At 72.6% G+C, this 19,443-nt stretch carries 17 protein-coding genes; 11 read left to right on the forward strand and 6 right to left on the reverse strand.

Going from position 1 to position 19,443, the window contains the following annotated elements:
* Nucleotide 1 precedes the first annotated feature (1 nt).
* Complete coding sequence (locus tag ACFZAM_RS13385; RefSeq protein WP_391045555.1) at nucleotides 2–775, reverse strand: 3-oxoacid CoA-transferase subunit A; 774 nt, start codon at nucleotides 773–775, stop codon at nucleotides 2–4.
* Between the two features lie 248 nt (nucleotides 776–1,023).
* Between ACFZAM_RS13385 and ACFZAM_RS13390 the strand changes: the two genes are divergently transcribed.
* From ACFZAM_RS13390 to ACFZAM_RS13410, 5 genes are read left to right on the forward strand one after another with little or no spacing between them, the layout of a single operon-like run.
* The gene (locus tag ACFZAM_RS13390; RefSeq protein WP_391045558.1) at nucleotides 1,024–2,334 is read left to right on the forward strand and encodes an ABC transporter substrate-binding protein; all 1,311 of its coding nucleotides are present in this window, start codon (nucleotides 1,024–1,026) and stop codon (nucleotides 2,332–2,334) included.
* A gap of 3 nt (nucleotides 2,335–2,337) precedes the next feature.
* On the forward strand, nucleotides 2,338–3,090 hold the full coding sequence (locus ACFZAM_RS13395; protein WP_391045560.1) for an ATP-binding cassette domain-containing protein: 753 nt from the start codon (nucleotides 2,338–2,340) through the stop codon (nucleotides 3,088–3,090).
* The gene (locus ACFZAM_RS13400) at nucleotides 3,087–3,938 is read left to right on the forward strand and encodes an ATP-binding cassette domain-containing protein (protein ID WP_391045563.1); all 852 of its coding nucleotides are present in this window, start codon (nucleotides 3,087–3,089) and stop codon (nucleotides 3,936–3,938) included. Before ACFZAM_RS13395 ends, ACFZAM_RS13400 begins: the two co-directional genes overlap by 4 nt.
* Nucleotides 3,938–4,825, forward strand: coding sequence for a branched-chain amino acid ABC transporter permease (locus ACFZAM_RS13405; protein ID WP_391045566.1), 888 nt, complete (start codon nucleotides 3,938–3,940; stop codon nucleotides 4,823–4,825). The genes ACFZAM_RS13400 and ACFZAM_RS13405 overlap by 1 nt, the downstream gene beginning before the upstream one ends.
* Nucleotides 4,822–5,919: a branched-chain amino acid ABC transporter permease gene (locus tag ACFZAM_RS13410; RefSeq protein ID WP_391045569.1), complete on the forward strand. Its 1,098-nt coding sequence runs from the start codon at nucleotides 4,822–4,824 to the stop codon at nucleotides 5,917–5,919. Before ACFZAM_RS13405 ends, ACFZAM_RS13410 begins: the two co-directional genes overlap by 4 nt.
* Before the next feature lie 47 nt (nucleotides 5,920–5,966).
* Here the strand turns inward: ACFZAM_RS13410 and ACFZAM_RS13415 are convergent, their stop codons facing one another.
* Nucleotides 5,967–7,880, reverse strand: a complete 1,914-nt coding sequence (locus ACFZAM_RS13415) for a GAF domain-containing protein (RefSeq protein WP_391045659.1) — start codon at nucleotides 7,878–7,880, stop codon at nucleotides 5,967–5,969.
* Between the two features lie 407 nt (nucleotides 7,881–8,287).
* Nucleotides 8,288–9,115, reverse strand: coding sequence for a 3-hydroxybutyrate dehydrogenase (locus tag ACFZAM_RS13420; protein WP_391045571.1), 828 nt, complete (start codon nucleotides 9,113–9,115; stop codon nucleotides 8,288–8,290).
* Between the two features lie 367 nt (nucleotides 9,116–9,482).
* On the opposite strand from ACFZAM_RS13420, the gene ACFZAM_RS13425 reads away from it, so the two are divergent.
* The gene (locus tag ACFZAM_RS13425; RefSeq protein ID WP_391045574.1) at nucleotides 9,483–10,988 is read left to right on the forward strand and encodes a PHB depolymerase family esterase; all 1,506 of its coding nucleotides are present in this window, start codon (nucleotides 9,483–9,485) and stop codon (nucleotides 10,986–10,988) included.
* Between the two features lie 52 nt (nucleotides 10,989–11,040).
* Here the strand turns inward: ACFZAM_RS13425 and ACFZAM_RS13430 are convergent, their stop codons facing one another.
* Nucleotides 11,041–11,775, reverse strand: a complete 735-nt coding sequence (locus tag ACFZAM_RS13430) for a methyltransferase domain-containing protein (protein WP_391045576.1) — start codon at nucleotides 11,773–11,775, stop codon at nucleotides 11,041–11,043.
* 258 nt (nucleotides 11,776–12,033) lie between these two features.
* Here ACFZAM_RS13430 and ACFZAM_RS13435 point away from each other — a divergent pair, with 258 nt between their 5' ends.
* Entirely contained in the window at nucleotides 12,034–13,506 is a 1,473-nt protein-coding gene (locus ACFZAM_RS13435; protein ID WP_391045579.1) for an MFS transporter, read from the forward strand.
* 40 nt (nucleotides 13,507–13,546) lie between these two features.
* Nucleotides 13,547–14,197, forward strand: a complete 651-nt coding sequence (locus tag ACFZAM_RS13440) for a TetR family transcriptional regulator (RefSeq protein ID WP_391045581.1) — start codon at nucleotides 13,547–13,549, stop codon at nucleotides 14,195–14,197.
* Between the two features lie 81 nt (nucleotides 14,198–14,278).
* Here ACFZAM_RS13440 and ACFZAM_RS13445 read toward each other — a convergent pair whose 3' ends face one another.
* A complete protein-coding gene (locus tag ACFZAM_RS13445; protein WP_355345949.1) occupies nucleotides 14,279–14,938 on the reverse strand; it encodes a zinc ribbon domain-containing protein in 660 nt (219 codons plus the stop codon).
* 267 nt (nucleotides 14,939–15,205) lie between these two features.
* A complete protein-coding gene (ykgO, locus tag ACFZAM_RS13450) occupies nucleotides 15,206–15,328 on the reverse strand; it encodes a type B 50S ribosomal protein L36 (RefSeq protein WP_188285404.1) in 123 nt (40 codons plus the stop codon).
* Between the two features lie 118 nt (nucleotides 15,329–15,446).
* On the opposite strand from ykgO, the gene ACFZAM_RS13455 reads away from it, so the two are divergent.
* From ACFZAM_RS13455 to ACFZAM_RS13465, 3 genes are all read left to right on the forward strand, one after another.
* The gene (locus tag ACFZAM_RS13455) at nucleotides 15,447–15,785 is read left to right on the forward strand and encodes a hypothetical protein (protein WP_391045585.1); all 339 of its coding nucleotides are present in this window, start codon (nucleotides 15,447–15,449) and stop codon (nucleotides 15,783–15,785) included.
* Nucleotides 15,786–15,873: 88 nt separating this feature from the next.
* Complete coding sequence (locus ACFZAM_RS13460) at nucleotides 15,874–16,221, forward strand: excalibur calcium-binding domain-containing protein (RefSeq protein ID WP_355345942.1); 348 nt, start codon at nucleotides 15,874–15,876, stop codon at nucleotides 16,219–16,221.
* 333 nt (nucleotides 16,222–16,554) lie between these two features.
* Nucleotides 16,555–19,401, forward strand: coding sequence for a glycoside hydrolase family 3 C-terminal domain-containing protein (locus tag ACFZAM_RS13465; protein ID WP_391045588.1), 2,847 nt, complete (start codon nucleotides 16,555–16,557; stop codon nucleotides 19,399–19,401).
* The last annotated feature ends 42 nt before the right edge of the window (nucleotides 19,402–19,443 follow it).

Below are 19,443 nucleotides of genomic sequence, written 5' to 3' on the forward strand. Positions count from 1 at the left end.
GTCAGTTCTCCCGGTCGGAGGTGGCGTGGGCGGTACGGACGGTGCGTCGCTCGACGCGTTTGTCGGTCGGATCGGCGGCCACGACGCGGTCGACGTACACACCGGGCAGGTGGACGGCGTCCGGCGGCAACTCGCCCGGTTCCACGATGCGTTCGGCCTCCACCAGGGTGATCCGGCCGGCCATCGCGCACAGCGGGTTGAAGTTGCGGGCGGCGGCGTGGAAGGCGCAGTTGCCGTGCCGGTCGGCGACGGCCGCCCGGACCAGCGCGAAGTCGGCGGTGATGGCCTCCTCCAGCAGATGGCGTACGCCGCCGAAGTCCCGTACCTCCTTGGGCGGCGAGGCGACCGCGACCGTGCCGTCCGCCGCGTACCGCCAGGGCAGGCCGCCCTCCTCGACCTGGGTGCCGGCGCCCGCCGGGGTGTAGAAGGCCGGGATGCCGCAGCCGCCCGCGCGCAGCCGTTCCGCGAGGGTGCCCTGCGGGGTGAGTTCCACCTCCAGCTCGCCCGTCAGATAGCGCCGGGCGAACTCCTTGTTCTCGCCGACGTACGAGGAGGTCGCCCGCGAGATCCGGCCGAGTCCGAGCAGCAGGCCGAGTCCCCAGTCGTCCACTCCGCAGTTGTTGGAGACGACCCGCAGATCCGTCGGGCCCGCCGCGGCGAGCGCCGCGATCAGCGCCGACGGAATGCCGCACAGGCCGAATCCGCCGACGGCGAGTGTCGCGCCGTCCGGGATGTCCGCCACCGCGCGGGCGGCCGAGGCCACCACCTTGTCCATGCGTCCGCCTTCCCCGCAGGGGTCATCGAGGGTGTGTCGAGCGTGAGTTGAGGGTGCGCCGGGCCGCCGTGCCGGGCGTGATCCGGCCCCTGGCGCCCGCCCTGTCACCTTTGCGACGGCGCCGCGGCGCCGCCATGGTCCCTGTCGACATGGCTCGCGGGGAAGGAGCGTGTGCCGCCCACATGTCCGGTTCGGCGGGGCGCTTCTACGGTTTGCGCAACAATCCACCTCCCCGGGAGCCGGTCGCCATGCGTCGCAGCACATCGAGCACCAACAGATCGAGCCGAGCGAGCCGTTCGAGCGAACCGGCCGCGTCCCGTCGGCCGCGCCCGACGAACGGGCCGGGCGCCTTCCGTACGCGGACCGTACCGGCGCTGGCCGTGCTGACCGCGGGTGTGCTGCTCGCCGGATGCAGCGCCGCGGGGACGGCGGGCAGCGCCAAGTCCTCCGACGGCACGAGCGACTCGGCGGTCAAGGTGGGCCTGGTCTACTCGCGCAGCGGGCCGCTGGCCGCCTACGGCAAGCAGTATCTGGACGGCTTCAACGCCGGTCTGGCGTACGCCACTCACGGCAAGGGCACGGCGGGCGGCCACCGGATCGAGGTGGTCGAGCAGGACGACGCGGGCGACCCCGCGAAGGCCGTCGCCGCGGCCAAGACCCTGATCGGCAAGGGCACGCACATCATCGCGGGCACCACCGACTCGGGCGTGGCGCTCCAACTGGCCCCGCTGGCCGCCCAGAACAAGGTGCTGTACATCGCGGGACCCGCCGCCACCGACGCGTTGACCGGCGTGAACGCGTACACCTTCCGCTCCGGCAGGCAGTCGTACCAGGACATCCTCACCGCCGGGTCGCTGCTGGGCGACTCCAAGGGCAAGAGGGTCACCGTGCTGACCCAGAACTCCGCCTTCGGGCAGGCGAATGTCACCGCCGTGAAGGAGGTGCTGGGCGGGCAGGGCGCGACCGTGGACTCGGTGCTGGCGCCGCCGAGCGCGGGTGATCTGACGCCGTTCGCGCAGCAGGTCAAGTCGAAGAAGCCGGATCTGGTCTTCGTCGCCTGGGCCGGGGCCAGCGCGCCCGCGCTGTGGACGGCGCTCGACCAGCAGGGCGTGGTGACCTCGACCAAGGTCGTGACGGGCCTGGCGGGCACCGCCTCGTACCCGCTGTTCGGCGCGGCCGGGTCCAAGATCTCCTTCCTCGCGCACTACTTCCCCGGCGCCGCGCACAACGCGGTGGAGACGGCGATGCTCGACGGCGTCGCCAAGGCGGGCGGCACGCCCGACCTGTTCAGCCCGGACGGCTTCACCGCCGCGCAGATGATCGTGCACGCGGTGGAGGCGGGCGGCGCGGACAGCCCGACCGCGATGGCGAAGGCGCTGGAGGGCTGGTCGTTCGAGGGCCCCAAGGGCGACGAGCAGATCAGGGCGGTGGACCACGCGCTGCTCCAGCCGATGTTCACGGCGAAGCTGAACGGCACGGGCGCCGCCGCGAAGCCGGAGCTGATCAGCAGGCTGCCCAAGGACGCGGTGAACCCGCCCTCGAAGCAGATGGCGGGCTGACCGGTGACGAGCACGGCCCCGGTACTCCGGCTGCGTGACGTGGGCTGGTCGGTCGGCGGCGCGACCATCGTGGACGAGGTGTCCTTCGAGGTGCGCGAGGGCGAGTTCCTGGCCTTCATCGGTCCCAACGGCGCGGGAAAGACGTCCCTGTTCAACCTGATCAGCGGTCTCGTACCGGCCAGTCGGGGGTCCATCGGGCTCGACGGCGCGGACATCACCGCCGAGAGCGTCCCGGCCAGGGCGCGGCGCGGGCTGGGGCGGACGTTCCAGACGTCCAGTCTGTGGCCCGGAATGACGGTCGCCGACCATGTGCGGCTGGCCGCGCTGGCGGCGGGCGGCGGCTCGTACCGGATCTGGCGGCGCGCCGCGGGATACGCGCGGCAGGTCGGGCAGGTGCTGGAGCGCACGGGGCTCGGGCACCGCGCCGAGGCGCTGTCGAGCGCGCTGTCGCACGGCGAGAAACGGAAGCTGGAGCTGGCGGTGCTGCTGGTCGGCGAGCCGCGCGTGATGCTGCTCGACGAGCCGATGGCCGGGGTCAGCGCCGAGGAGGTGCCGGCCCTGACCGCGCTGATCCGCTCGCTGCACCGCGACGAGGGCCGCACGGTCCTGATGGTCGAGCACCACATGGACGTGCTGCTCGGCCTGGCCGACCGGCTCGCGGTGATGCACCACGGCACCCTGCTCGCGCTCGACACCCCGCAGGCCGTCACGGCCGACGCCACCGTGCAGCGGGCCTATCTCGGGGAGGCGCTGTGACCGTCGAACCCCTGTTGGCCGTACGGGACTTGAAGGTCGTCATCGGCGGCCGTCACATCCTGCACGGCGTGGACCTCGATGTCGCCGCGAGCGGGGTGACCGCGCTGCTCGGCCGCAACGGCGCGGGCAAGACCACGACGGTGCGCGGCGTGCTGGGCCTGGTGCCGCGCAGCGGCAGCGTGCGCTTCGCCGGTCAGGAGACGGTACGGCTCGCCACGCACGCCCTGGTGCGGCGAGGGATCGGCTACGCGCCGGAGGACCGCGGGGTCTTCGCGGCACTGACCGTCGCGGAGAATCTGCGGCTGGCCGAGCGGCGCGGCGCGGGCGAGCCCGCCTACGCGCTGGTGCACGAACTGTTCCCCGAGCTGCGGCAGCGGGCGGCGCAGCGCGCGGGAACGCTGTCCGGCGGGCAGCAGCAGATGGTCGCGATCGGCCGCACCCTGCTCAACGGCAACCGGCTGATCATCGCCGACGAGCCCACCAAGGGCCTGGCGCCGAAGGTCGTCACCGAGGTGGCGCGGGTGCTGGAGCGGGCCGCGCAGGCGGTGCCGGTGCTGCTGGTCGAGCAGAATCTGGCGATGGTACGGCGGCTCGCCGAGCACTGCGTGGTGCTGGCGGACGGCAGGACCGCGCACCGCGGCCCCGCCGCCGACCTGCTCGCCGATCCCGAGGCGACCCGCAGGCTGCTGGGCGTCGGACGCAAGGGCGCGGACGCGCACGTGAGAGAGGCAGAGGCCGTGTCATCCGATCCCGCCAGGGAATCCGCCACCGACGCCGCCGGGACGCACGTCCAGGCCGCGGCCGGGTCGTACCCACCGCCGTCCGCGGCGCGGGAGGCGGGCGCCTGATGTCGACCGTCATGCTGCTCTCGGCCACCGGCCTCGGCCTCGGCGCCCTGTACTTCCTGGTGGCCTCCGGCCTCTCCCTGATCTTCGGCCTGATGGACGTGCTGAACTTCGCGCACGGCGCGCTGCTGTCCATCGGCGCGTACGGCACCTGGTGGGCCGCCTCCGGGCATCTGCCGGGCGCGGGCTCCGGCGGATTCGGCTTCGTCCTCGCCGTCGCCTTCGGCACCGCTGTGGGCACCGTCGCCGCGATGGTGCTCGAACTCGCCCTGATCCGCCCGTTGTACGAACGGCCGCGCGAGCAGGTCCTCGCCACCGTCGGGGTGGGGCTCGCGGTGCCCGCGCTGCTGTCGGCGATCTGGGGCGCCGACGCGCGCACCTTCCCCGGACCCGCGGCCCTGTCCGGCACCTTCGGACTGTTCGGCGCGCGCGTCCCCGTCAACCGGCTGGTGCTGATCGGCGCCGCGGTGCTCGTCCTGCTGGCGCTGCGGCTGTTCCTCGGCCGCACCCGGCACGGCCTCGTCGTCAGGGCCGGGGTCGAGGACCGGGCGATGGTCACCGCGCTCGGCATCGACGTCCGGCGCGCCTTCACCCTGGTCTTCGCGATCGGCGGGGCCGCGGCGGCGCTCGGCGGCGCGCTGGGCGGGCTGTACTACGGCTCGGTCGACCCGGGCCAGGGCACCTCGCTGCTGATCTTCGCCTTCGTCGTGGTCGTCATGGGCGGCATGGGGTCGGTGTCGGGCGCCGCGCTCGCGGCCGTCGGCGTGGGCCTCGTCCAGCAGTTCGCCAACTACTACACCGCGTCGGGGCTCGGCGATCTCGCGGTCGTCGTCCTGCTCGCGGCGCTGCTGCTGCTCCGGCCGCACGGCGCCACCGGGAGGCTCGCATGACCACCGCCACCCCGACCCGCGAGGAGCCGCGTGTCCAGGCGGCGCCCGCGCCGGCCGGACAACTGCGCCGGGTCACCCGCTGGTGGCCCGCCGCCGCCCTGGCCGCGCTGCTCGCGGCCCCGTACAGCTCGCTGCCGCTTCCGGGCCTGCTCGACGGGCCGATCGGCAGCGCGGGCAGCCTTCAACTCCTCGCGCTGTGTCTGGTGTTCGGCGCGCTCGCGACCGGATACGACCTGCTGCTCGGCCGTACGGGCCTGCTCTCGTTCGGCCACGCGCTGTACTTCGCCGCGGGCTCGTACGCCACCGACGTCATCATGATCGAGGCCGGGCTGCCGTTCGCCGCCGCCGCCGTGCTGGGGCTGCTCTTCGGGATCGCGCTGGCCGCGCTGCTGGGCTCGGTGTCGCTGCGGGTGAGCGGGATCGCCTTCTCGATGGTCACGCTCGCCTTCGCGCAGGCCGGTTCGATCCTGGTGGAGCGCGACCCGGGCGGGGTGACCGGCGGCGAGGAGGGCCGGGCGGTGCCCGCGGACAGGCTGCCCGCGTCACTCGTCGGCATCGAGCACACCGTCAATCTCTACTGGATCGCGCTCGCCTACCTCGTGGTGACCGTCGCCGTCGTGCACTGGGCGGTCCGCTCCCCCACCGGGCGGGTCTGGGAGGGCATCAAGGAGAACGAGCGCCGGGTGGAGGTGCTGGGCCTGCGGCCGTACGGTTTCAAGCTGACGGCCTTCGTGCTGGCGGGCGCGCTGGCCGCGGTCGGCGGCATCGTCCATCTGCTGCTGACCGGCGGCGCCACCCCGCAGACCACCACCTCCGACTTCACCTTGTCGCTGCTGGTGATGGTCGTCCTCGGCGGCTCCGGCTCGCGCTGGGGCCCGCTGATCGGCGGGGTCCTCTACACCTGGGCCGACCACCGGCTCGGCGACCTCGCGGGCTCCGGCTCGGTCGCCGGTCTGCCCTCGGTCCTGCGGGTCCCGCTCTCCCAGCCCCTGTTCCTGCTCGGCACGTTGTTCGTCGTGGTCGTCTACGTGCTGCCCGGCGGCGTGGCCCGTCTGCCGCAACGGCTGCGCGCGGCGGCGCGGAAGAGGAGCTGACCGGGAGGCGGTCGCGGCCGGGAGGCGGTCCCGGCCGGGCGCCGCCCCTAGCCGCGAGGTGTGGACAACAGGTGCAGACGGAGGGCGAGTTGGAGCTCCAGCGCCCGGTCGGGGGCGTTCCAGTCGGGGCCGAGGAGGGCCTGGACGCGGTCGAGGCGCTGGACGACGGTGTTGACGTGCAGGTGGAGTTCGTCCTTGGTACGGGTGAGGGTGCCGCCGCAGGCGAAGTAGGCGCCGAGGGTACGGACCAGTTCCGTGCCGCGTCGCGCGTCGTAGTCGAGGAGCGGTCCGAGCGTCGCGGTGACGTAGGAGTCGACGTCCCGTTCGTTGCCCAACAGCACGCCGAGGAAGCCGAGTTCGTCGGCGCTCGCGCCGTCGCCGACGCGGCCGAGCGACTGGAGGGCGCGCAGGCAGCGCAGCGCCTCGGCGTGGGCGTCGGCCAGGGCCCGCGGTCCCGCGGCCGGTCCGCCCGCGGCGACCGTGACGGGCGCGCCCACCAGGTGGCCGAGCTGGGCGACGGCGGCCCTGGCGGCCTCGCCGGGCGGTGCGCCGTCGTACGGGAGGAGCAGGACGACGGTGCCGGACTGCTCGGCGCTGATGCCGTCGCCGCCGAAGAGGTACTGGACGGCGGCGCCCGGCAGTTTGTCGTGGCAGGCGGTGACGGTCTCGGCGACGAGCAGCAGGCACGGCCGGTCGAGGTCGACACCGAGCCTGCGACCGCGCACGACGAGACCGGCCGGGTCGCGCCCCGCCGCGGTCAGCAGGTCGGTGATCAGCTCGCCGCGCACCCGGTTCTCGGTCTCCGCGACGGAGCGGCTGAGCAGCAGCAGGAGCGCGGTGACGACTCCGGCGCGCTCGAACAGCCGCCGGTCGGAGTCGTCGAGCCGTTCGCGCCCGTACAGCACGAGGCTGCCGAGGAGTTCCTGTCCCGCGAGCACGGCGCAGGTCCAGCGGCCGTCGCGGAACACCGCGCGGGCCGCGGCGTGCGAGTCGGCGGCGTGCCTGACCAGGGCCGCCGGCTGCGGGGGCAGACCGTCGAAGTCGCCGCCGCCGCGCCCGACGGCGGCCAGCCGTCGGCCCTCCGGGTCGTGGATGGTGAGGGCGCCGTCCAGCAGTCCCGCGACGGCGGCGGCCACTTCCGACAGGTCGCCGCCGCGCAGCACCAGGTCGGTGAGCCGGTCGTGCGCCTCCTCGGCGCGCTGCATCGCGGCGGCGTGCTCGCGGATCACGGCGCCCGCCTCGGCGAGGTCGGTGATGGCCTTGGCGGTGTCGATGGCGATGGCGGCGTGCGCGGCCAGCGAGCACAGCAGCGCGACCTCGTCGGGCGAGAACGGGCGGGGGGTGCGGTCGGCGGCGAAGAGCACCCCGATCACGTCGCTGCCGACGGCGCCGCCCGCGTGACCGCCCGCGCCGCGCGATCCGAGCAGCAGCGGCACCCCCAGGATGCCGACCAGGCCCTCGTCCAGCACGCCCTCGTCGATGGAGCCGGTGTGCCGGAAGCGCTCGTCGGTGCGGTAGTCGGGGGTCGCGTACGGGCGGGCGGTCAGCGCGACCAGACCGCCGAGACCGTCGCCGTACGACAGCCGGAGGTTCTGGAAGAGCGGTGAGACCGAGCCGTCGGTGACCCGCATGTACGTGTCGCCCGCCTCCTCGTCACGCAGCGTCAGATACGCGGTGTCCGTGCCGAGCAGCATCCTGGCCCTGCGCACGATGGACTGGAGGACGGCGTCGAGGTCGCGGAGCGCGGCCAGGTCGCTCGCGGTGTCGAAGAGCGCGGCGAGTTCGGTCTCGCGGCGGCGGTGCTGCCGCAGCACCCGGCGGACCCGCAGCGCGATCCCGGTGGCCTGTTCCAGCTCCGACAGGTCGGACGCGCCCGCCCCGTTGATCCTCGCCTGCGCGGCGACCGCCCCGAAGTCCTCCGCGGGCGCGTCGGCCGCGACCATTTCGAGCAGCCGACGCATATGGCGGGCGATGGGCGCGGGCTCGGCCGCGGGCCCGAGGGCGGGTGCCGGTGCCGGTGCCGCTACGGACTCGGGCGCCGGTACGGCTGCGGGATCTGCGGATTCTGCGGACATCAGGGGTCACCGTGCCGGAGGGACGAAGAACGGTCCGTGCGGCGCGGCGGTCGGGACCGTCGCGCCGCACGGCTGGTGCGACGGACGCGCGGTGGGGCTCGCCGCCCCGCCGGGACGGGACGACGGCCGCCGCAGACGCCGACCCTATCGACCGGTCGCCGTAAAAGGCGAGGTCAGTGGCCGGATCAGTAGCCGGATCGACGGCCGGATCAGTGGGCCGCCCGGTGGCCGGCCCGACGGTCGGCTCGCGGTCGGCCCGTGCCTGGCCCGACGGTCGGCTCGGTGCGCGCGGGTCAGTGGGCGGTCCACCCGCCGTCCAGCGGCAGCGAGGCCCCGGTGATGTAGCCGGTGTGCGGGGAGCAGAACCACAGGGCCGCCGCCGCGACCTCCACCGGCTCGATCAGCCGCTTGATCGCGGTGCGCTCCAGCATCACCCGGGTCACCACCTCCGCCTCGGGTATGCCGTGCGCGACGGCCTGGGTGGCGATCTGGTCCTCGACGAGCGGGGTGCGGACATAGCCGGGGTTGATGCAGTTGCTGGTCACGCCGTGCGGCGCGGCTTCGAGCGCGACGGTCTTGCTGAGCCCTTCGAGCGCGTGCTTGGCGACGACGTACGCGGACTTGTACGGGCTGGCGCGCAGGCCGTGCACCGACGAGATGTTGACCACCCGGCCCCAGCCGCCCGCGTACATGTGCGGCAGGGTGCGGCGCAGGATCCGGAACGGCGCCTCGACCATCACCCGCTGGATCAACGCGAAGCGCTCCGGGGGGAATTCGTGGACGGGCGCGATGTGCTGAAGGCCCGCGTTGTTGACGACGATGTCGGCGTCGTCGGGCAGCGCGTCCACGGCGGCGGGGTCGGCGAGGTCGGAGACGCAGCAGGTGCCGCCGATCTCCGCCGCCACTTCCTTGGCCGCGTCCGCCGCGATGTCCACCACGTAGACGGCGGCGCCCGCCTCGGCGAGGGCCACCGCGCAGGCCCGTCCGATACCGCTGGCGGCTCCGGTGACCAGGGCGGTCCGCCCGGCCAGGAACCGCGCGCCGGGCGGGTCGTCGGGGGTGGCTGCGGCGGGCGGCGCTGCGGGCGGCCCCTCGGCGCCGGGGCTCTGAGTGCTCTCCATGGCCGCCACGCTAGAAACGATGCGGGGGCCCGCACACGTGGCCGGAGACCATACTTCCCCGTCCCGAGGTGGCGTCCGCAGCCATGTCGCGCGGGCCCTCCAGGGCCCATGCCGGTACGGCCGCGCGGCGCGGGCGGCGGCCGGTCGGCCGCGCCGCCGGGCGCACCGCGGCGCGGCGGACGCAATGGCGGCGGCCCCCACTTCCGCCGCGCAGGGGTGGCGGTCCTTCACGTGTCTGGGGCCGCCGCGGCGGTTCTACCGTCCAGCCGACACGTGGTCCCCGTCACATCAGGAACGCCCCCTACCGCTGTCGTCCGACGTGCCGGTGTCCGCCGACCGTGAGCCGCCCCCGTCCCGAGGAGTCCGCATGCCCCCCAACCCGCCGCCCGGCAGCGCCCGTTCGCCCCTCCCCCGTACCGCCCGCGCCGTGACCACCGCGCTCCTCGGTGTCCTCGCCCTGCTCACCGCCTGCCTCGGCGCGGTCGTCACCGCCGGTCCGGCCGCCGCGACCGGTCTCACCCAGGTCTCGTCCTTCGGCTCCAACCCCGGCAATCTGGCGATGTACGAGTACGCACCCGCCGGTCTGCCCGCGAACGCGCCCGTCGTGGTCGCGCTGCACGGCTGCGGGCAGAGCGCGAGCGACTACTTCGCCAACTCCGGCTGGCAGAAGTACGCCGACCTGTGGGGCTTCGCGCTCGTGCTGCCGCAGACCAGCTCGGCCAACAACTCGCTGTCCTGCTTCAGTTGGTTCGACCCCGCGAAGGACACCCGCGGCAAGGGCGAGGCGGCGTCCGTCGTGTCGATGGTCGGCCACGCCGTCACGCAGTACGGCTCGGACAGCCGTCGCGTGTACGTCACCGGCCTGTCGGCGGGCGGCGGCATGACCGCCGACCTGCTGGCGGACTACCCGGACGTCTTCGCGGGCGGCTCGGTGGACTCGGGGCTGCCCGCGCAGTGCGCCACCAGTCAGACGGCGGCCTCCGGTTGCCAGTACGGCAGCCTCAATCTCACCCCGGCGCAGTGGGGCGACAAGGTCCGCGCCTCCTACCCCGGTTACACCGGGCCGTGGCCGCGGGTGGCGATCTGGCAGGGCGCCTCCGACTACACGGTCTACCCGGTCAACGCCACCGAGCTGCGCGACCAGTGGACAAATGTGTGGGGCATCGGCCAGACCCCGTCGAGCACCCAGAGCCTGCCCGGCAACACCACGCTGACCACGTACAACGACGCTTCCGGCAAGCCCGCGGTGCAGATGTACTCGATCGCCGGCATGGGGCACGGTCTGGCCGTCGATCCCGGCTCGGGCACCGAGCAGTGCGGCGCGACCGGCGCGTACTACCTCGACACGATCTGCTCCAGCTACTACACCGCCCGTTTCTGGGGCCTGGACTCCGGTTCCGGCGGGGGCACGGGCGCGCTGCCCGCGCCCACCGGGCTGAAGGTCACCGGCACCACCGACACGACGGCGAGCCTGAGTTGGGCGGCGGTGACCGGCGCCGCCTCGTACACCGTCTACCGCGCCGGGACCAAGGTCGGCACCAGCACCTCGGCCGCGTACACCGACAGCGGTCTGACGGCGGGGACTTCGTACGCCTACACCGTCGCCGCGGTCGACTCGGCCGGGACGGCCGGCGCCGCGTCCGGCGCGGTCACGGCGACCACCACCGGGTCGGGCGGCGGCGGTTCCGGGCAGTGCTTCACCGCCACCAACTACGCCCAGGTGGCGGCGGGCCGCGCCCATCAGAGCGGCGGATACGCGTACGCCAACGGCTCCAATCAGAACATGGGGCTGTGGAATGTCTTCGTCACGCACACCTTGAAGGAGACCGCGGCCGGTTACTACGTGATCGCCGACAGCGGCTGCTCGGCCTGACCCCGGCCGCGCCCCGGCCCGCGGCACCGACCGGGTACGGACCCCGTACCGGTCAGGTGCTGCGGGCCAGCACCAGCCGACAGCGCGGGCTGCCGTCCGGGCGGCGGCCGAACTCCTCAAGTGCCGTGTGGGTCACGGTGAATCCGGCCCCCGCGAGGTCGTCGAGCACCCCGCGCAGCGGGAACGTCCGGTAGTACATGACGAATTGCGGGCGCCAGACCAGATTGCGCACCCGCATCCCGGCGTCGAAGCCCCACAGTGCCCAGTACAGGGCCGAGTCGACCGGCGGCGGCGCGGTGACCGGGAAGGCGAAGAGCCCGCCGGGGCGCAGCGCGCGGCGCACCTCGGCGAACAGCCGGGGGCGTTCGGCGGGCAGGAAGTGCCCGAAGGCGCCGAAGCTGACGGCGAGGTCGAACTCCGCGTCGAAGGGCAGCGCGCGGACGTCGGCGCGGACCCACTCCGGCTCCGGTCCTTCGGCGGTGTCCCGGCCGGTGTACGCGGCGCGCGCGGCGGCCAGCATCCCCGCGCTGAAGTCCACGCCGGTGACGCGTTTCCCGCACAGCGACCGCAGCGTCCCGACGCCCGCGCCCGTACCGCAGCAGACGTCGAGTCCCGTGTCGAAGGGCCCGAGCGGCGCGAGAGCGCCCGCCACCGCGTCGAGGAAGACATCGGGCGTGCGGAACGGTGTGTGGTCGAACTTCGGCGCGAGCAGGTCGTAGCCGCGGTCGACGGAGGAGAGCGCCTGCACCGCCAACTCGCGGAGGCTCGGCCCCTGATCGGAGAACATCCGGCCACCTTAGGCCGTGCGAAGCCGCGCGACGCCGTGTCGCGGCGAACGCCCGGCCCGCCGCCCGGGTGGATCGGGGAGGCGACGGCAGGCCGGCGCGGACGGGCCCTCGGGGCGGCGTTCCCGCCGTTTATTCCCGGCGGGGACGAAGTGAGGTGTGCATTACACCTCACCTCCACGAAACGGAAGCGTCATTCCTGATGCGATATTCTGCTGGCTTAACGGAATGTTCGTTCCGGTTCAAGCTTGAGGAGTTCCATGGCGTCCGAGACCCGGCGACCGCACCACCAGGTCACGTTCGCGGTCCTGGCGGCGGGTGTCGCCGCCTACGCGCTGTTGCAGTCCCTGGTCACCCCCGTCCTGCCGACGATCCAGGAGAGCCTGCACACCAACCAGAACACCGTCACCTGGGTGCTGACCGCCTACCTTCTGTCGGCGTCGATATTCACCCCGATCATGGGCCGCGTCGGCGACATGATCGGCAAGGAACGCGTCTTCGTGGCGACGATGTCCGCCCTCGCGGTCGGCTCGCTGCTGGCCGCGCTCGCGTCCAACGTGCAGGTGATGATCATCGCCCGCGTGATCCAGGGCATCGGCGGCGGTGTGCTGCCGCTGGCCTTCGGCATCATCCGCGACGAGTTCCCGCGCGAGAAGCTGAACGGCGCGGTCGGCGCCATCGCCTCGCTGATCGCGGTCGGCTCCGGCCTCGGCATCGTCCTCGCGGGACCCATCGTCAGCGTGCTGGACTACCACTGGCTGTTCTGGCTGCCGATGATCATGACGATCCTCGCGGCCGTGGCCGCGCACTTCTTCGTCCCCGAGTCCCCGATCCGCACACCGGGACGCATCAGTTGGCTGCCCGCCGTGCTGCTCTCCGGCTGGCTGGTCGCCCTGCTGGTCGCGCTGAGCCAGGCGTCGGTGTGGGGCTGGGCCTCCGGCAAGGTGATCGGCCTGCTGATCGCCGCCGTCGTCCTGGCCGTCGCCTGGGTGCAGGTCGAACTGCGCTCCGCCGTACCGCTGATCGACATGAAGATGATGCGGCTGCCCGCGGTGTGGACCAACAACCTGGTCGCGCTGCTCTTCGGTGTCGGTATGTACGCGACCTTCGCCTTCCTCACCGAATTCGTGCAGACCCCGAAGTCCACCGGCTACGGCTTCGGATCGAGCATCACCGAGTCCGGCCTGATCCTGCTGCCGATGTCGGTGACCATGTTCGCCGTCGGCCTGGGCGCGAGCCGTCTCGCCCAGCGGATCGGCGGCAAGATCGTCGTCCTGCTCGGCTCGCTGATCGGCACCGTCTCGCTGGCGATGATCGCCTTCGCGCACGGCGCGACCTGGGAGCTGTACATCGCCACCGGCGTGATGGGCGTCGGCTTCGGCCTGGCCTTCTCGGCCATGTCGAGCCTGATCGTCGCCGCGGTGCCGCCGGAGCAGACCGGCGTGGCCAGCGGCATGAACGCCAACATCCGCACCATCGGCGGCTCGATCGGCGCGGCGCTGATGGCCAGCATCGTCACCTCGAACCCGGCCGCCGACGGCCTGCCGCGCGAGTCGGGGTACACCAACGGCTTCGCAATGCTCGGTGTCGCGCTGCTGATCGCGGCCTTCGCCGCGATGCTGATCCCCGTCACCCGGCAGCAGACCAGGCTGGTGGATTTCGCGGACGAGCCCGCGCATCCGGAGTTGGCGGTGGTACCCGGCGGTACGGTCGTGGGTGACAAGCCGGAGTGAGCTCCGGCGTACGAACGGCCGCACCCACCGGGAGTGACGGATGACAGCGCGCGACACGCAGGACCGGCCGATGCGGCGCGATGCCGTACGCAACCAGCAGTTGGTCATCGAGGCCGCGCGTGAGGTCGTCTCCGAATTCGGCACGGAGGCGAGCGTGGAGCTGATCGCCTCGCGCGCGGGGGTGGGCGTCGGTACGGTCTACCGGCGCTTCCCCAACAAGGAGGCGCTGGTCGAGGAGATCGTCGGGCAGATGCTCAGCGAGCTGGTCGCCGAGGCGCGCCGTGCGCTCGCGCTCGGCGACGGCACCGGGCTCGAGGTCTATCTGCGGGCCATGGGCCAGTCGCTGAGCACCCACCGGGGCTACGCGGTCAAGGCGGTCGGCCACTCCAAGGCGGCCTGCGTCGAGCAGTTGCGCGACCTGATCACCGAACTCCTGGCCCAGGCGCAGGAGTTCGGGCGGATCGGTCCCGACATCGTGCTCGGCGACATCATGGCGATCTCGTGGGCGCTGCGCGGCATCGTGGAGACCGCGGGCCCGGTCGCGCCGGAGGCGTGGCAGCGGCATCTGGACATCCACCTCGCGGGGCTGCGCGCCCACGGCACGCCCGCGATCCACGCCCCGGCCACGCGCGAGCAGTTGACGCTCATCAGCAGTGGTGCGGGGCGCGCGAGCTGCGCGCGGGACGCGTAACCGCCCCTGGCGCGGCCCTCACCTGATGGCGCCGCTCCCCCTCACGCGTCGGCCGACGCGAGGGGGTGGCGGCGCGCGTCGTCAGCGGCGGGTGCCGCACCCCGGGCAGAAGGCGGCGCCCTCGGGAATCGGGGCGCTGCACGAGGCGCAGTTGTCGGGCTGGGCGAGCCGGTGGCCGCAGCCGGAGCAGAAGGCGGCGCCCCGCGTCTCCGTGCCGCACTGCGGGCAGACGAGCTGGCGCGCGGCGGTCACGTCGAACGCCTGGCCGCTCTGCTGGCCCACGGTGTAGGCGCGCTCGGAGACCATGTCGTTGAGGCCGCGCTGCTGGGCGGCGAGGGCCTCGGCGGCGGTGTCCGGGGCGCAGGTCAGGCAGATGCCCTGAGCGGCGTTCCAGCAGCGGTTGCAGACGTAGTCGGTGCAGCGCGGGCAGCGGTTGAAGTGGCCCTCGGCGTTGGTGATCGCCCGCTGGAAGGACTTGTCGCGCGCGCTGCCGAAGCCCGCGCCCGCCAGGCCGTCGGCGGCGCTGGACATGCCGTAGCCGCCACGGCCGAGCACGCCGTAGGCCGCGCTGACGCCCTTGCCGAGCCAGCCCGCGACCCGGCCGCTGGTGTACGGCTCGAAGGCCGAGCGCCAGGTGTCCTGGCAGCGCCGGCACGAGAACTCGAACTGGAAGCCCGCTCCCGTGCCGTGCTCCTGGCACAGATCCCGGTAGTTGTTGCTGAAGTAGATCTCGGAACTCATTCCCACGCCTCCACCGCGCGCGCACCTCCGGTCGGGCCCCCTGACCCGCCGGTACCCCCACCAGCACGGACGCCCCGCACCCCACGCCGGTTTCCGAACGCGCCGTCCGGTTCTCACCGGGCCTGTTCGGCGCGCCCTGTACTGCCGCCCGATCCCGGGCAAGGGATACTGTCGCACACCCTGTTCGGTGCACGACACGCTCAACCGGCTCATGCCCGATACAGGGGAGTTGGGGCGGATCCCGGCATTCCGCCCCGGTCGCGGGGGTCAGCCCTGACGGGCCTTGAAGCGGGGGTCCTTGCGGTTGATCACATAGACCTTGCCGCGCCGGCGGACGATCTGGGCGCCCGGACGGCTCTTGAGCGAGCGCAGCGAATTACGGACCTTCATGGGACACCTTCCTGCTCGTACAGTCTCGTACTGTTCGTTGTGTGCATGGCAACGGTGATGCGGCCGGGTTCATTCCGTTCCGCGGACAGGCGGTGCGGACCGCCGTGAGGGGACCGAGATGAGCGACGAACAGCACGGCGGCGGAAGCGGCGACGCGGGCGGTAAGGACGCGGACGCGCCGGACTTCTCCAGCCCCGGTTTCTCCAGTCCGGACTTCTCCAGTCCCGACTTCACGGGCCCCGACGCGCCCGAGATCCACGACTACACCCCGCCCGACTACGTCGTCCCGCCCTTCGAGGGCCCCGACTACGAGGCCGACTCCGCCGACGACCTCGTCCCCCAGGAGGTCGGCATCTCCCCCCACGGCTTCTCCAGCCCCGACTTCTCCAGCCCCGGCTCCATGGCCGAGGACACCCCCGACACCCCACCGACCCCCGACGAGGACCGCACCCGCTGAGGCGCGCGTCCGTCCTTGATCGGCGAGCGGTACCGGCCGGGGCGGCGCACTCTGGGACAAGGGGACAGCCACCCGCGAGGTGAGTCCCATGGCCCGTGTACGACTCCTGCCCGCCACGCTGCTGGTCGCCGTCACGGCGGCCACGGCCGCGGCCTGCGGCAGCACGGACGGCAACTCGTCGGCGGGCGTCACCGTCGCTCCGAGCGCGCCCGGAGCGACGGTGACGACCACCGTGACGACGCCGAATCCGCCGCCTGCGACACCCACGCCCACCCCGACCGCTCCGACGACGACCACGACAGCGACGGCCACCGCCACGGACGCGCACGACCACGGCGCGAGCGACATTCCGAGCGGCGATCCGCGCTATCGGCCGAAGCTCGACCGCGATCACGACGGCCTGGCCTGCGAGCCGTCCGAGGGCGCCGCTCCCTGACCTCGCCAGGCCGCCGGGCGCGCTTTCCCGCACGGCTCGTCACGCAACCCCCGCCGGCGGCGGGAGAGCGCTCTCTGTCAGTCTTGACACGGGGTCTGCGGGGGACGATCGTCGCTTGCGCAGTCCGCTGTCGGCGCCCCCACGCGTCGTGCGGGCTGTGCGTTCCGTCGCTCTCCCACGCGCTGTCGAGCCGCACACAGGAGTCCCCCCATGCGTCGAACACGTCCTTGGATACGAACGGCGCTGCCCATAGCGGCAGCGCTCTTACTCGTGACCGGAGCAAGCGCTGTCTCCGCGAGCCGAAGTCCCGCGCAGGCCGCCACGCAGCCGTGGATGAACACGGCTCAGACGCCCGCGCAGCGGGCCGACGAGCTGCTGGCGGCGATGACGCAGGCGGAGAAGCTGACGATGCTGCACGGCGGGGCGTCGTGCGGGTACGTCGGGTGCGTGGACGGGAACACGGGCCTGGGCATTCCGCCGCTGCACCTTCAGGACGGACCGGTCGGTGCGGGTGACGGCTTCAACGACGTGACGCAGATGGCCGCCCCGGTCGCGGGCGCGGCGAGCTGGGACCCCGCGCTGATGCAGAACTACGGCAAGGTGCTGGGTTCGGAGCAGTGGGGCAAGGGCACCAATGTGGTGCTGGCGCCGACGATCAACATCGTGCGCGACCCGCGCTGGGGCCGCGCCTTCGAGTCGATGGGCGAAGACCCGTATCTGGCGGGCCAGTTGGGCGCCGCCGACATCCAGGGCATCCAGAGCCAGGGCCCGATGGCCCAGGTCAAGCACTATGTGGTCTACAACCAGGAGACCAACCGCAACAACGCCTCGGACAACGCGATCGTCTCCGACCGCGCCATCCGCGAGATCTACACCCCGGCGTTCGAGACGTCGGTCAAGCAGGGCCAGGCCGACTCGGTGATGTGCTCCTACTCGGCGATCAACGGCCCCTTCGCCTGCGAGAACGGCCCGTTGCAGAACGGCCTGCTCAAGGGCGACCTCGGCTTCACCGGCTTCATCACCTCCGACTGGGGCGGCACCCACTCCACGGTCGCCTCGGCCAACAACGGCCTGGACATGGAGATGCCGGGCAAGGACTACTACGGCACCGCGCTGACCAACGCGGTGAACAACGGACAGGTCTCGCAGGCCACCATCGACGACCATGTGCGCCGCATCCTGCTGTCGATGTTCCGCCAGGGCCTGTTCGACAACCCCAACAACGGCTCCACGAACGCGGTCGTGACCTCCCCCGCGCACGCGGCGATCTCGCAGCAGGTCGCCGAGGAGGGCAGCGTCCTGCTGAAGAACGGCTCCTCGGTGCTGCCGGTCGCCTCGTCGGTCAAGTCCATGGCCGTGATCGGTGACGACGCGGGCACCGGCGCGATGACGCAGGGCGGCGGCAGCGCGGGCGTGAACGCGCCGCATGTGATCACGCCGTACCAGGGCCTCAAGTCCCGTGCGGGCAGCGGCACCACGGTGACGTACGCGCAGGGCGTCGCGTCGGCGAACGGTTCGCTGTCGCCGGTCGGCAGTACGTATCTCAAGCCGTCGCAGGGCACCGGCAGCGGCCTGTACGGCGAGTACCACAACAGCAAGGACCTGTCGGGCGCGGTGGTGGCGAGCCGGGTGGACTCGACCGTCGACAACGTGTGGGGCGGCCAGTCCCCGGCCCCCGGGGTCAACACCACCAACTGGTCGGCGAAGTGGACCGGCACGCTGACCCCGCCGACCACCGGCACGTACACCTTCTCGCTCAACAGCGACGACGGCAGCAGGCTGTTCGTCAACGGCCAGCAGATCATCAACAACTGGTTCGACCAGGGTCCGACCACCCGGACGGGCACGATCAGTCTGACGGCCAATCAGCCGGTGAGCATCGAGGTGGACTACTACCAGGCGGGCGGCGGCAGCAACGCCACGCTCGGCTGGCAGATTCCGGGCCTGTCGCTGCACGACCAGGCGGTCGCGACGGCGCGCTCCTCGGACCTCGCGGTGGTCTTCGTGAGCAACTTCGAGTCCGAGGGCGGCGACCTGTCGTCCATCGACCTGTCCTCCGCGCAGAATCAGCTCGTCACCGATGTGGCGGCGGCCAACCCCAACACGGTCGTGGTCGTCAACAGCGGGTCGGCGGTGACGATGCCGTGGGCCAACGCGGTGCGGGGCATCGTCGAGAACTGGTATCCGGGCCAGGAGGACGGCACGGCCATCGCCCGGCTGCTGTACGGCGACACGAATTTCTCCGGCAAGCTGCCGGTGACCTTCCCCGCCTCGATCGCCGACGTCCCGGCGCACACCACCGCGCAGTGGCCCGGCCAGAACAACACGGTGCAGTACAGCGAGGGCGTGAACGTCGGCTACCGCTGGTACGACTCGCAGAACAAAACGCCCGCGTACCCGTTCGGCTTCGGCCTGTCCTACACGACCTTCGGCTACTCGGGCCTGACGGTCGGCGCACCCGATGCGAACGGCAATGTCGCGGTCGGCTTCGACGTCACCAACACCGGTACGCGAGCGGGCGCCGAGGTCGCGCAGGTCTACGTCGGACAGCCCGCCACGACGGGTGAACCGCCCAAGAGTCTGCGGGGCTTCCAGCGGGTCAGCCTCAACCCCGGCCAGAGCCAGCACGTCTCGGTCACCCTGGACGCGCGCAGCTTCCAGTACTGGACGAACGCCTGGACCAACGCGGCCGGTACGAACGCCGTCTACGTCGGTTCGTCGTCCCGCGACATCCGCCTCACCGGCCAGACCACCATCCCCGCGGGCAACGGCGGCGGCGGTCACTCCCTGCTGTCGCGTACGGGGTGGACGGCGTCCGCCTCGGCGACCGGCGGCGGTGACGTGGCCGCGCGGATGCTGGACGGGGACTCGTCGACGCGCTGGAGCACCGGCACGCCGATGGTCAACGGCCAGACGGTGACCGTCGACATGGGCGCGTCGCACACCGTCGACCAGATCACGATGGACTCGGCGGGCAGCGCGAGCGACTACGCCCGCGGCTATCAGGTCGCGCTGTCGGCCAACGGCACCACCTGGAGCGCCCCGGTGGCCACCGGCACGGGTTCCGCCGCGCTGGTCACGGCGGCGTTCCCCGCGCAGGCCGCCCGCTACATCCGGGTGACGCAGACCGGCAGCGCCACGTCCTGGTGGTCGATCGCGGAGTTCAACGCGTACGGGTAGCCGACGCGTACGAGTGACTCGCCGGTGGGCATCCGGCGGTGA

Origin of the sequence: Streptomyces sp. NPDC008079, assembly GCF_042957385.1 — a bacterium.
GTDB lineage: Bacteria > Actinomycetota > Actinomycetes > Streptomycetales > Streptomycetaceae > Actinacidiphila.

Coding starts and splice junctions, on each gene's coding strand:
- ACFZAM_RS13385 (WP_391045555.1), bottom strand. CDS start 775: ATGGACAAGGTGGTGGCCTCGGCCGCCCGCGCGGTGGCGGACATCCCG.
- ykgO (WP_188285404.1), bottom strand. CDS start 15,328: ATGAAGGTCCGTAATTCGCTGCGCTCGCTCAAGAGCCGTCCGGGCGCC.
- ACFZAM_RS13415 (WP_391045659.1), bottom strand. CDS start 7,880: ATGCGTCGGCTGCTCGAAATGGTCGCGGCCGACGCGCCCGCGGAGGAC.
- ACFZAM_RS13390 (WP_391045558.1), top strand. CDS start 1,024: ATGCGTCGCAGCACATCGAGCACCAACAGATCGAGCCGAGCGAGCCGT.
- ACFZAM_RS13455 (WP_391045585.1), top strand. CDS start 15,447: ATGAGCGACGAACAGCACGGCGGCGGAAGCGGCGACGCGGGCGGTAAG.
- ACFZAM_RS13460 (WP_355345942.1), top strand. CDS start 15,874: ATGGCCCGTGTACGACTCCTGCCCGCCACGCTGCTGGTCGCCGTCACG.
- ACFZAM_RS13430 (WP_391045576.1), bottom strand. CDS start 11,775: ATGTTCTCCGATCAGGGGCCGAGCCTCCGCGAGTTGGCGGTGCAGGCG.
- ACFZAM_RS13465 (WP_391045588.1), top strand. CDS start 16,555: ATGAACACGGCTCAGACGCCCGCGCAGCGGGCCGACGAGCTGCTGGCG.
- ACFZAM_RS13445 (WP_355345949.1), bottom strand. CDS start 14,938: ATGAGTTCCGAGATCTACTTCAGCAACAACTACCGGGATCTGTGCCAG.
- ACFZAM_RS13425 (WP_391045574.1), top strand. CDS start 9,483: ATGCCCCCCAACCCGCCGCCCGGCAGCGCCCGTTCGCCCCTCCCCCGT.
- ACFZAM_RS13435 (WP_391045579.1), top strand. CDS start 12,034: ATGGCGTCCGAGACCCGGCGACCGCACCACCAGGTCACGTTCGCGGTC.
- ACFZAM_RS13420 (WP_391045571.1), bottom strand. CDS start 9,115: ATGGAGAGCACTCAGAGCCCCGGCGCCGAGGGGCCGCCCGCAGCGCCG.
- ACFZAM_RS13410 (WP_391045569.1), top strand. CDS start 4,822: ATGACCACCGCCACCCCGACCCGCGAGGAGCCGCGTGTCCAGGCGGCG.
- ACFZAM_RS13440 (WP_391045581.1), top strand. CDS start 13,547: ATGACAGCGCGCGACACGCAGGACCGGCCGATGCGGCGCGATGCCGTA.
- ACFZAM_RS13405 (WP_391045566.1), top strand. CDS start 3,938: ATGTCGACCGTCATGCTGCTCTCGGCCACCGGCCTCGGCCTCGGCGCC.